Source organism: Staphylococcus sp. 231237_7MaSpsaltlick (assembly GCF_043107035.1).
Genome location: NZ_JBICNX010000003.1, coordinates 221,910 through 235,237, shown reverse-complemented (window position 1 = coordinate 235,237; position 13,328 = coordinate 221,910). Strand labels below are relative to the sequence as shown.

The window sequence follows — 13,328 nt, the reverse complement described above, 5'->3', positions numbered from 1 at the left end:
ATGTTGGATTATGGAAGCTTACAAAATAGAACATTTACATAAATCCTATGCCGATAAAGTTATCTTTGATGATTTACAACTCTCGATATCCAATGGTGAAAAAATTGGTCTCGTAGGTATTAATGGTACTGGAAAGAGTACTTTATTAAAGGTAATAGCAGGTATAGACGAAGATTACGATGCAGAAATCACGCATCCCAACTCCTATCGCATCCGTTATTCTTCTCAAAAGCAAGAATTTGATGAAGATTTAACTGTTTTTGAGGCAGTATTAACTTCGGAGACAAAGACACTACAAGTCATACGTGATTATGAGTTTGCTGTGAATCAATATAGTGCAGAACAAACTGATGCACATTTTCAGAAAATGATGCAAGCTCAAGAAGCAATGGATGCCAATCAAGCTTGGGATTACAGTTCTGAAATCAAGACAATATTATCTAAGCTAGGCATTAATGATACGACGAAGCCTGTAAATCAATTATCAGGAGGCCAACAAAAGCGTGTCGGCCTCGCTAAAACATTAATCGAGCAACCTGATTTACTATTATTAGATGAACCTACCAACCATTTAGATTTTGAATCTATAAATTGGTTAATAAACTATGTGAAACAATATCCTCATACTGTTTTGTTTGTAACGCATGATCGTTATTTTCTAAATGAAGTTTCGTCCAGAATCATTGAATTAACACAAGGAAAATTAAAAACGTATCCAGGAAATTATGAGGCATATATTGAGCAAAGAGCTGAGAACGAAATCATTGAGCAAAAGCAACAAGCTAAGCAACGCTCACTGTATAAACAAGAATTAGCATGGATGCGTGCAGGAGTTAAGGCACGAACTACCAAACAACAAGCAAGGAAGAATAGATTTAGTGATTTAGAACAAGAAGTAAAGCAACAACAGCAACAAGATCAAGCTTCGCTCAACTTAGCGTATTCACGTTTAGGCAAGCAAGTATTTGAATTAGAACAATTAACAAAACGTATTCCAGATAGAACATTGTTTGCAGATATTACGCAAATTATACAAAATGGTCAACAAATCGGTATTGTCGGACCTAACGGTGTCGGTAAAACAACGTTATTGAATATTTTAAGTGGTGAAGATAGTGCATTTGAAGGGACCTTAAAGGTTGGACAAACTGTCAAAGTCGCATACTTTAAACAGACAGAAGAGCGTTTAGACAGAGATATTCGTATGATTGACTATCTTAGAGAAGAAAGTGAAGTTGCAAAGGAAAAAGATGGAACATCAGTGTCAATTACGCAACTATTAGAGCGATTTTTATTCCCGAGTGCAACACATGGAAAGAAAGTCTATAAACTTTCTGGAGGAGAACAGAAACGTTTGTATTTATTGAAATTATTAGTACATCAACCGAACGTCCTATTACTCGACGAACCAACGAATGATTTAGATACTGAGACGTTAACGATATTAGAATCATATATCGATACATTTGGTGGTACAGTAATTACCGTCAGTCACGATAGATATTTCTTAAATAAAGTTGCTAAAGAGTTTTGGTATATTCATGATGGTATAATGGAGCGTATTATTGGTTCATTTGACGATTATGAAGCTTATAAAAAAGAACAAGATAAACAACGGGAAATAGAAAAACAACAACAAAAAGTGAAACCTCAGCCTACTCAAAAAAGGAAAAAAGGTTTGAGCTATAAAGAAAAACAAGAATATGAATTAATTATCGAGCGCATAGAAACGACTGAACAAAGGCTAGAAGAGATAGAAGAAGAAATGATAAATGCAAGTTCAGACTACGCAAAGATTAAAGCATTAAGTGAAGAGCAACAAGAACTAAATCAAACTTATGAAGATGATATTGCTAGATGGAGTGAACTTGAAGAACTAAAAGAACAATGAGGGATCTTATAACATGGAATCAACTTTATCGCATTATTTTGGTTATGACACGTTTCGTCCTGGCCAAAAGGAAATAATTTCAAAAGTAATGGATCAACGTAATGTATTAGGGGTGTTACCAACTGGTGGTGGTAAATCGATTTGTTATCAAGTACCAGGTTTAATGCTAGGTGGTACGACAATTGTCATTAGTCCATTAATTTCATTAATGAAGGACCAAGTCGATCAATTGAAGGCTGCTGGTATACGCGCAGCATATTTAAACAGTAGTTTAACGCAGAAAGAACAAAAGGCGATTGAAGCGCAATTGAAAAATGGTGACATACAGTTTCTTTATGTTGCTCCAGAACGTTTTAATAATGATTATTTTATGGCGTTATTACAACGTCTACCTATCCATTTAGTAGCATTTGATGAAGCACACTGTATTTCTAAATGGGGGCATGATTTTAGACCAAGTTATCAAGAAGTGATTCATAAGGTATTTGCTTTACCACAAGACTTTACAATTGTAGCTTTGACTGCAACTGCCACGACTGAAGTGCAAAAAGATATCATGGAAAGACTAAATATCAATAAACACGATGAAGTTAAAACAAGTACGAAACGTCGTAATTTAGTCTTTCAAGTCAACCCAACTTATCAACGCCAAAAATTTGTACTTGAATATGTGAAATCACATGCAAATGAAGCTGGCATTGTTTATTGTTCTACGCGTAAACAGGTTGAAGAGTTGCAAGAAGCATTAGAAGATCATGAAATCAGCAGTACGATTTATCATGCAGGGTTATCTAACAAAGACAGAGAAGCTGCGCAAAATGATTTCGTCTTTGATCGTGTGCGTGTAGTAATTGCAACGAATGCATTTGGTATGGGGATTGATAAGTCAAATGTGCGTTTTGTGATACATTATAATATGCCAGGTGATTTAGAGTCATATTATCAAGAGGCAGGTCGTGCTGGCCGTGATGGTCTGAAAAGTGATTGTATCTTACTCTTTAGTGAACGCGATATCGGTTTGCATCAGTACTTTATTTCTGCTTCAAAAGCAGATGATGATTACAAAGATAAAATGGGTGAAAAACTAACAAAGATAATTCTTTATACAAAAACGAAGAAGTGTTTGGAAGCAACGTTAGTCCATTACTTTGAACCAAATGAAAAGCTAGAAGAGTGTGAGCAATGTAGTAATTGTACCCGAGAGAACAAGACGTATGACATGACTAATGAAGCAAAAATGATTGTAAGTTGTATCGCGAGAATGAAACAAAAAGAAAGCTATAGTGTTATTATTCAAGTTCTACGAGGTGAAGATACTGATTATATCCGTTATTGTGAATATAATAAATTATCTACACACGGCATAATGAAGCAATATACAACCTCAGATCTTAGTCATTTAATCGATGAACTTAGATTTAAGGGATATTTAAACGAACACGATGAAATTTTGACGTGTGATAATTCAGTCAAACAATTGTTGACGGATGAAGTGACAATCTTTACAACTCCATTTAAACGTAAATCGAAAGAAATTGTGAATATCAATACCGTCGAAGGTGTTGATCGTGCATTATTTGATGAATTGATTGCAGTCCGTAAGAAATTGAGTGAAGATTTGGATATTGCGCCGGTAAGTATTTTCTCAGATTATACCTTAGAAGAATTTGCAAAAAGAAAGCCAGAATCTAAACAAGATATGATCTCTATTGATGGTGTAGGAAGTTATAAATTAAAGCATTACTGTCCAATGTTCTTAGAGACTATTCAATCTTATAAAGCACAAATTTAAATTGACTATGCGGAAAATGCATATGTAGTGTTGATAACCATTGTACAACAATGGGCAATTTATAAATTATCTCAAAGTTAATTTTAACAACATGTCGAAATAAGTCTTGTATAGGCATTATTTTGATTGGTTATTAAAATTAACTTTATTTTTTGAGTATTAAATAGATTTTGTGGTATTTAATTTTGTAAGTGTGTATTTTTTTGGGATAAATTAATGATATTTACATATACATATAATTAAAAGGGAATACGGACACTACAAATAATTGTATATTAGTGTATATAAAAGACTGAAGGTGACAATGTGATAGAATTTAAAGATGTTGTAAAGAAATATGGGGATAAGACGGCGGTCGATCATGTAAGTTTTAATATTAAAGAAGGAGAGTTTTTTGTCTTAATTGGTCCATCAGGTTGTGGCAAAACGACTACTCTGAAAATGATTAATCGATTGATTTCTCTAACTGAAGGTTATATTTACTTTAAAGACAAACCAATAAGTGACTATCCTGTATATGAGATGCGCTGGGATATTGGTTATGTGTTACAGCAGATTGCACTGTTTCCACATATGACAATTAAAGAAAATATTGCCCAAGTACCACAGATGAAGAAGTGGAAAGAGCAAGATATTGAAACGCGAATCGATGAATTATTAAATATGGTTGGTTTAGATTCCGCTGTATACAAAGAACGTAAACCTGATGAGTTATCTGGTGGGCAACGACAACGTGTTGGGGTAGTAAGGGCACTTGCTGCAGATCCACCCGTTATACTCATGGATGAGCCATTTAGTGCATTAGATCCGATTAGCAGAGAAAAACTACAAGATGATTTAATTCAACTCCAACAACAAATTAAGAAGACGATCATTTTTGTCACACATGATATTGAAGAAGCAATGAAATTAGGTGACAGAATATGTTTATTGAATGAAGGTCATATTGAACAAATTGATACACCAGAGGGATTTGCTACAAGACCTAATAATGCATTTGTAGAACAATTTTTAGGCAATAAGGTACAACGCTCATTAAATGATGTGAAATTATCAGAGTTAACAGAACAGTTAACATTAATTAATGAGTCACAGGAAGTGCAGACGTATCCATTAGTAGACAGTGGCCAATTGGTCAAGGATGTATATTCGCATTTTGTTACACATGATGCAGTAATCATAGATGATAAAGCTAATGCCCAACGCTATTTGATGTACAGACAAGATGTGTTTAAATTGTTCGCTGAAGCGAAAGGAGTGTCTTAGATGACTGAAATATTACAGACACTTTCAGATAGACGCGGTCAACTACTGACGACGATATTTGAACATATACAAATTTCATTTATTGCATTACTTATTGCGGCGTTAATTGGAGTACCCTTAGGTATTTTATTAACAAAAACTAAAAAACTATCTGAAATTGTTATGAATATCGCTGCGATACTCCAGACTATTCCATCATTAGCACTATTAGGATTAATGATTCCATTGTTTGGTATTGGTAAAGTGCCAGCCGTTATCGCACTTGTAGTTTATGCCTTACTACCTATTCTAAGAAATACATATACAGGTATAGCAGAAGTAGACCCTTCTCTTGTAGAAGCGGCAAAGGGTATTGGTATGAAACCAGGACGTAGACTAACAAAGGTCGAGTTACCTATTGCAATGCCAGTAATAATGGCTGGTATTAGAACTGCTATGGTATTGATTATTGGTACCGCTACGCTTGCTGCACTTATTGGAGCAGGGGGATTAGGGGATTTAATTCTATTAGGTATTGATAGAAATGATAGTTCACTTATTCTTATTGGTGCAATACCTGCTGCGTTGTTAGCGATATTATTTGATTTAGCCTTACGTTATATGCAAGGTTTATCATACAAAAAATTGATTATTTCATTAACAATTATCGTAATTGTATTATTATTAGTTATTATCGCACCTTTATTAGCTCAGAAGGGTGAAAAAGTAACGTTAGCTGGTAAATTAGGATCAGAACCATCAGTTATTACGAATATGTATAAGATATTGATAGAAAAAGAGACTGACGATACGGTAGAAGTTAAAGATGGCATGGGTAAGACATCATTCTTATTTAATGCCTTAAAGTCTGACGATATCGATGGTTATTTAGAATTTACTGGCACTGTGCTTGGAGAATTAACGAAAGAAGACTTAAAATCAAAACAAGAAGATAAAGTTTATCAACAAGCTAAAGATAGCTTAGAGAAAAAATACGATATGACCATGCTGAAACCTATGAAATACAATAATACTTATGCCTTAGCGGTTAAACGAGACTTTGCTAAAAAGCATAATATTAAAACAATTGGTGATTTAAATAAAGTAAGTGATCAAATTAAGCCAGGTTTTACATTGGAATTTAATGATCGTTCAGATGGTTACCCTGCAGTAAAAAAAGCATATCATTTAAACATATCTAAGCCGAAGACAATGGAGCCTAAATTACGTTATCAAGCAATCAAAAGTGGTGACATTAATTTAATAGATGCCTATTCAACGGACGCGGAATTAAAGCAATATGATATGGTTGTATTAAAAGATGATAAACATGTATTCCCACCATATCAAGGTGCACCGATGTTTAAAGAAAAGTACCTTAAAGAACATCCTGAAATTAAAAAAACATTAAATCAATTAGCTAATAAAATTTCTGATGAAGACATGCAACAAATGAATTATGATGTAACCGTGAAGAAAAAGGACCCATATCAAGTTGCAAAGGATTATTTGGAACGCGAACACATTTTAAAATAAATTGGAATAATAAGAGAGTTTTTATGTATTTTACATTTAAAACTCTCTTTTTGTATATCAGAGTATTTCTTCTGTCTAGGGGACACATTGATTTTCCCATCATATAAGGTTTATAATAGTTACTAAGTTTTGAAATTTCTGTAAAATTAAGGAGGACCGAAGCAACCATGAAAAAACAAATAGAACAATTATCAGCATATGAACCGGGGTTATCGCCTCGTGCATTAAAAGAGACTTACGGCATTGAAGGTGAATTATATAAATTAGCATCAAATGAAAATTTATATGGACCATCACCAAAGGTTAAAGAAGCAATTCAAAGTCATTTAGAAGAGTTGAATTTTTATCCGGAAACGGGTTCTCCAATGATTAAAGAAGCAATTAGTAAACATCTAAATGTCGAACCATCACGTATCCTGTTTGGAGCGGGTTTAGATGAAGTCATCCTGATGATTTCTCGTGCGGTGTTGACTGCTGGTGATAAAATAGTGACAAGTGAAATGACATTTGGCCAGTATTATCACAACGCAGTAGTTGAAGCGGCAACAGTAGTACAAGTACCATTGAAAGATGGCTACTTTGATTTAAATGGAATACTTAATGAAATTGACGACGAAACAAAGTTAGTATGGCTATGTAATCCGAATAATCCGACTGGGACATATTTTACGCATGAAGAACTTAAAGGTTTCTTAGAACAAGTACCAAGTCATATTCCAGTAATTGTAGATGAAGCATATGTAGAATTTGTCACTGCACAAGATTTTCCTGATACTTTAGCATTACAGCAACAATTTAGCAATGCATTTTTATTACGTACATTTTCAAAAGCATATGGCTTAGCAGGCATGCGTATAGGCTATGTCGTTGCTGCACAAGAAGCGATAGAACAATGGAATATTATTCGCCCACCATTTAATGTGGGACGCTTATCCGAATACGCTGCACTAGCGGCGTTAGAAGATCAAGACTATTTAACGTTTATTCGTGAACGTAATGCGGAAGAACGAGAAAAATTCTTCGCAATTGATAAACGTGATGCATTCTTTGATAGCCAAACCAATTTCGTCTTTGTAAATACTTCCAAACCACATGAGTTATATGAAGCGTTGTTAAATGTTGGTTGTATAACGCGAGAATTTCCAAATGGTGTAAGAATTACGATTGGCTTCCCAGAACAAAATGATAAAATGATTGAGGTACTAAAGGACTTTGAGTTATAAAATATAAATAAAAAATAGTCCAATTATGCTTTATGGTTGATACATTTATGATGATGTAGGAAACGTTCCATTTTACAAGATGTAGTAGGGATAGTAGCAAGGGAAAGATAGCTTAGTGATGTTTGAAATGAATGATGTTATTAAAAAGGGAGTAGAGTATTAAATGACACGACAATCTATTGCAATTGATATGGATGAAGTATTAGCAGATACAGTAGGTGCATTAATTGAAGACGTTAATAAACGAACGGATTTAGGTATTTCATATGATATGTTGGATGGTATGAAATTGCGACATGCAATGCCAGAACATGATGGACTACTGACTGAAATCCTTCGTGAACCAGGTTTCTTTAGGAAATTAGAGGTTATGGCTGATGCGCAAGCAGTTGTGAAGAAACTAACTGAGCATTATGATGTGTATATTGCGACAGCTGCAATGGATGTACCAACTTCTTTTCACGATAAATATGAATGGTTAAGGGAGTATTTTCCATTTTTAGATCCACAACAGTTTGTTTTTTGTGGTAGAAAAAATATTGTACATGCGGATTATTTAATTGATGATAATCCAAGGCAGTTGAGTATTTTTACAGGTAAGCCTATTATGTATACAGCGTCTCATAATATTAATGATGATCGTTTCACACGTGTTAATAATTGGCAAGATGTGGAAGCTTATTTCTTAGGAGATAAATCATATCAAATTTAGGTAGATTTATTCTATTGTTGAAAATATAGAGTAAATAATCTGTACTATAAATAGAAATAGCCATTAAATGAAGTTATTATTGATTCATTTAATGGCTAATTTTTTTTGTTTTTTAAGCGTATGAAAAGGGCTACGCTTTCCTAGGGGACAGCTTCAGCCTGTAGTCTTCAGCTCGTCCTGTTCCCTCAGGAGTCTCGCCCACACATACGCAAGTAAATAGCAAAATTTAATGATAAAAACAATTTGATTTGTGACTTGATATCTTTTTATACAAAGTAGATTAAATCTACAATAATTCACGATGTTGTTTTTTTAGCGTATGAAAAGGGCAACGCTTTCCTAGGGGACAGCTTCAGCCTGTAGTCTTCAGCTTGTCCTGTTCCCTCAGGCGTCTCGCCCGCACATACGCAAGTAAATAGTTTACTTCTATAACAATAAACAATTGAACAAAGTCATTATTTTTTCGATGGTTAAAGCGTGATATCAGCGTATGACTATTTAGTAATAATAATAGCGATATTAACTACGATTCGATTTCTTCATCCGCTGTTGTATTGTTATTTGATACTGTATTATTTAGTGTTAGGATTTGAACAGCGTTTGGAATGATTTCTATCTCTAATGGTGTTTCTAATGCAATTTCACCATCGATATCTACTTTGACTACGGGGTCAGTTGTTATCGAAATCTTTTTGGCTAAAATGTGTTGAATACCTTCAGTCATATGATTCCAATTCATACTATCACGTTGTTTGAAAATATCATTTAAAACTCGAGTATTTTGTTCTTTAAATATAAATGAATTCAAATAACCGTCACTTGGAGATAAATCAGTTAATGGGATACGACTACCACCAATGAAAGGTCCATTTGCAACGACAAGCATAGACGTCTTACCATTTATTTCTTTATCGTCTACAGTGACTTTATAGTTAAAGTATTCAGGATTTAGCAAGGTCTTAACGGTCGAACCAACATAACTCAATTTACCAAATACATCTTTGTTACCGTTTTGAACGTTTTCGGCATTTTGTACAATTAAACCTAATCCGACAAAGTTTAATGCGTACTGGTTATTAATCTTCATTACATCATAGGGTTGCAACTCGGCCTCTATTAATTGTTGGCTAGCTGCTTTATGACGTGGACTTAGGTTAAGCGTTTTGACAAAGTCATTAAAGGTTCCACCGGGAATAATACCGATAGGGATATCGAGTTCACTGTGCATGATTCCATTGATTAATTCATTGACCGTTCCGTCTCCCCCCAATATAAAGACAATATCTACATCATCACTATATGACTTTGATTTGATTTTCTTACAATATTCAATAATATCGCCTTCATTTTCACTTAGTTGAATAGATAGGTGTTTACAAAATGTTGTCAATGCAGCAGTAACGTCACCTAATCCTCGATAAATATCTTTGATACCAGAATGTTCATGGTAAAATAAGACACCATGATTGTATTTTTTGTTAGTCAATATATTCACCATACTTCTCTTTATTTATGTTTAGCAATACCTACTTATTTATTATACCTTTTATAACAATAAAAAAACTATGATGAACCATTCAGTTCACCATAGTTAAGTTTAACAATTATTTAATTCCTCGCATACCTTTAACAATCTTCGGTACAAAAGCTAAAATAATCACACTGACAATAATTGCTACAGCACCTAAGAATAAGAAATAGTTCTTATAACCAAGTGGCTCAATTAAGTGGACGAGTGATCCGTTGATTGCTTGTGCACAGGCATTTGTTAATAACCATAAACTCATCATTTGTGCGTTAAATGCTTTTGGAGCTAACTTAACAGCAGCACTATTACCAGTAGGTGACAGACATAATTCACCAATAACACAGATAATATACGATAAGATGACCCAGTTAACACTAATTTGTGAAGCGCCTGCAGAATGACCAATTAAACCAATCATAATATATGATGCCCCTGCTAAAAATGCTCCCAAGACAAATTTAGTTGGTAGACTTGGTTGGCGTCGTGCCATTTTAGCCCAAATCATTGAAATCACTGGTGCTAATAGCACAATGAACAATGGGTTAATTGATTGGAATAATGCTGGACCAAAATCTGATTTCCATCCGAAGAGATTTAACTTCATATCACTGCTTTCAAATGCATATAAATTAAGTACGTTGGCACCTTGTTCTTGGATTGACCAGAAGAGGACACCAAGAATAAACAATGGAATAAATGCTATAACTCTTGAGCGTTCATCATCTGTCACATCTTTACTTCGAATCATAATCGTGAAGTAAATGATTGGTAATGCTACACCTAACACGAGTACTGCAGTACTGATAATGTTGAATGATAGGGTACCAGTCAAGCCAGTGATAATGAATACAGCAGCAATAATTATGATCGCAATAGTGAATAATATACCGTATTTCTTTTTCTCACTAGCGCTTAGTGGGTTTGATGCTTTCGTTCCAATTGTACCTAGATTCTTCTTGTTAAATAATACATACCATACTAATCCTAATGCCATACCAATTGCTGCGATTAAGAATCCACCATGGAAATTACCTGTACCAACGAAATGATTTAAAATTAATGGTGAGATTAATCCGCCCATATTAACTGACATATAGAAGATTACAAAGCCCGCATCTAGTCTTACGTCATTTTCAGGGTAAAGTCTACCAACAATATTTGAAATATTTGGTTTCATTAGACCAGAACCTACAATGATGAAGAACATAGAGATAAATAATCCTATAATATCAAGTGGTAAACTTAAGAAGATATGACCAATTATGATTAATATACCACCGATTAGTGTTGCTGAACGTGTCCCCGTAACTCTATCAGCAATCCAACCACCAAGTACTGAAGTCATATAAATCAATGCACCATAAACTGCCATTACAGACTGTGCAGTGGCTTTATCCATACCGAGACCGCCATCTTTAATAGCGAAATACATATAAAAAATGAGTAGTGCGCGCATACCATAATAGCTAAATCGTTCCCAAAATTCTACGAAAAATAATACGCCAAGTCCTTTTGGATGACCGAAAAAGCCTTTTTGAGGGATAGACTGCACGTCTTGCTCATGGGTTGTTGTTTGATTTTGCATAAAACATTCCCCGTCCTTTCTTGCTCCCAATAAAAAAATGTATAAAAAAGATTTTACTCCTAATATTATTGAATTTCAATAATATTCTCAAAATAACAATATTCCGAATTTTCACATAATTTATTCATATAATAGGATAACAGAAAGGTGTATAAAATATAATTATTGTAAAAAACACTTATAAAAAAGGCATAAAAAAGCAGTGGTGCATAAATACACCACTGCATTAATATGATTCAGTTGACTAATGTTAATAGACGCCTTTCATAGCACGTTTAACAATAGGTGAGATAACTAACAATACAATACCGATAACGACTGCTACAAGTCCTGAATACATGAAATAATCACTTTGATTTATCTTTGTATATACCACTACGAGTTGTGAATTTAGTCCTTGTGCAGTAGCGTTACTTAGCATCCATAAGCTCATCATTCTAGCTGTAAACGCAATTGGTGCTAATTTAGTCGTTGTTGATAATCCAACAGGTGAGATACATAATTCGCCAATCGTGATTAAGAAGAAACTTAATACGAGCCATAATGGATTAACTAGTGATTGTCCAGATGCTAGCGGAATAATCATTACAAGATACGATAAACCAGCAACAATTACACCGTATGCAAATTTATGCACAGTTGGAGGATTATGCTTACCTAGTTTCAACCATAATGTAGCAAAGACAGGTGCTAATAAAACGATAAAGATAGGGTTTAATGATTGTGCCCAAGATGCTGGGATAGAGAAATCAATTAAACCGCCTGTTAAGACAGACATTTCAAGTTGTGTTTTTTTGTCAGCAAAACTTGCCAAAACTGTAGAACCTTGTTCTTGAATCATCCAAAATGCAACTGACGTAATATAAAGTGGTATGTAACTGTAGATTCTGGAACGTTCTTCTTTGGTAACATCCTTACTTAATATCATATTCAAGAAAATGTAAATTGGTAATACGATACCTAATATTGTTACTAGTAAACTAAAGTTTTCTAATGATAATGCATTATTTAAATGTAGTACAAATAAATATAGTAAAAATAATACGATTACGACAAGTGTAATCAATACAAACTTTTTAATTTCCGGTTTAGTTAATGGATTCGGTACATTGCGCCCCGCTAAACCTAAGTTCTTTTTGCGTTTGATAGCATAGACAACTAAGCCACAGAACATCCCAATAGCTGCAGCTAAAAATCCAGCATGAAAACTCACTCTTGTTTGTAAATAACCAGTGATTAAAGGTGCCAATAAACTACCTAAGTTAATCCCCATATAGAATAATGTAAAGGCAGCATCACGACGTACATCATTACGATCGTAAAGTTCACCAACAGTTGTGGAAATGTTTGGTTTTAATAAGCCAGTACCAGCTATGATTACGGCCAATGCAATCATTACTAAAGTTAGATTGTTTGGTAGTGATAATAAGATATGTCCGATCATAATTAAGAATCCACCATAGAAAACAGCATTTTGAGTGCCGGTAATTCTATCAGCAATCCAACCACCAATTACGCCCGACATATAAATCAATGTTCCGTAGATGGAAACAATTTGGAGTGCGACTGCTTCATCTAAACCGAAACCACCTTTAGCAACGGTATAGTATAAATAATAGATTAATATGGCTTTCATACCATAGTAACTGAATCTCTCCCAAAATTCAGTGAAGAATAACGTGCTTAGTCCTTTTGGATGTCCGAAGAAACCTGTACGTGGTGTACTTTCCATAATTTCTTCGTGTGTATAATTAACCTTTCTCATAAATTCCCTCCCCAATTATAGTTGGATTAATTCTATACTGTTTTTATAAAA

At 34.1% G+C, this 13,328-nt stretch carries 9 protein-coding genes; 6 read left to right on the top strand and 3 right to left on the bottom strand.

Translation table 11 applies throughout. From position 1 onward, the window contains the following. The first annotated feature begins 10 nt into the window (after positions 1 to 10). From ACF91D_RS07205 to ACF91D_RS07180, 6 genes are all read left to right on the top strand, one after another. Complete coding sequence (locus ACF91D_RS07205) at positions 11 to 1,891, top strand: ABC-F family ATP-binding cassette domain-containing protein (protein WP_107526561.1); 1,881 nt, start codon at positions 11 to 13, stop codon at positions 1,889 to 1,891. Positions 1,892 to 1,904: 13 nt separating this feature from the next. Beyond that, positions 1,905 to 3,683, top strand: coding sequence for a DNA helicase RecQ (gene recQ / locus ACF91D_RS07200; protein ID WP_107526562.1), 1,779 nt, complete (start codon positions 1,905 to 1,907; stop codon positions 3,681 to 3,683). A gap of 306 nt (positions 3,684 to 3,989) precedes the next feature. Then, on the top strand, positions 3,990 to 4,949 hold the full coding sequence (locus ACF91D_RS07195; protein ID WP_107526563.1) for an ABC transporter ATP-binding protein: 960 nt from the start codon (positions 3,990 to 3,992) through the stop codon (positions 4,947 to 4,949). Beyond that, positions 4,950 to 6,464: an ABC transporter permease/substrate-binding protein gene (locus tag ACF91D_RS07190; protein WP_107526564.1), complete on the top strand. Its 1,515-nt coding sequence runs from the start codon at positions 4,950 to 4,952 to the stop codon at positions 6,462 to 6,464. Between the two features lie 167 nt (positions 6,465 to 6,631). After that, a complete protein-coding gene (gene hisC / locus ACF91D_RS07185; RefSeq protein ID WP_107526565.1) occupies positions 6,632 to 7,687 on the top strand; it encodes a histidinol-phosphate transaminase in 1,056 nt (351 codons plus the stop codon). A 163-nt stretch (positions 7,688 to 7,850) separates the two neighbouring features. Then, complete coding sequence (locus tag ACF91D_RS07180) at positions 7,851 to 8,399, top strand: 5' nucleotidase, NT5C type (protein ID WP_042738197.1); 549 nt, start codon at positions 7,851 to 7,853, stop codon at positions 8,397 to 8,399. A 523-nt stretch (positions 8,400 to 8,922) separates the two neighbouring features. Here the strand turns inward: ACF91D_RS07180 and ACF91D_RS07175 are convergent. From ACF91D_RS07175 to ACF91D_RS07165, 3 genes are all read right to left on the bottom strand, one after another. Further along, complete coding sequence (locus tag ACF91D_RS07175; protein ID WP_107526582.1) at positions 8,923 to 9,885, bottom strand: diacylglycerol/lipid kinase family protein; 963 nt, start codon at positions 9,883 to 9,885, stop codon at positions 8,923 to 8,925. A gap of 118 nt (positions 9,886 to 10,003) precedes the next feature. Next, the gene (locus ACF91D_RS07170) at positions 10,004 to 11,512 is read right to left on the bottom strand and encodes a peptide MFS transporter (protein ID WP_107526566.1); all 1,509 of its coding nucleotides are present in this window, start codon (positions 11,510 to 11,512) and stop codon (positions 10,004 to 10,006) included. A 250-nt stretch (positions 11,513 to 11,762) separates the two neighbouring features. After that, a complete protein-coding gene (locus ACF91D_RS07165; RefSeq protein WP_042738200.1) occupies positions 11,763 to 13,277 on the bottom strand; it encodes a peptide MFS transporter in 1,515 nt (504 codons plus the stop codon). Positions 13,278 to 13,328: the final 51 nt, after the last annotated feature.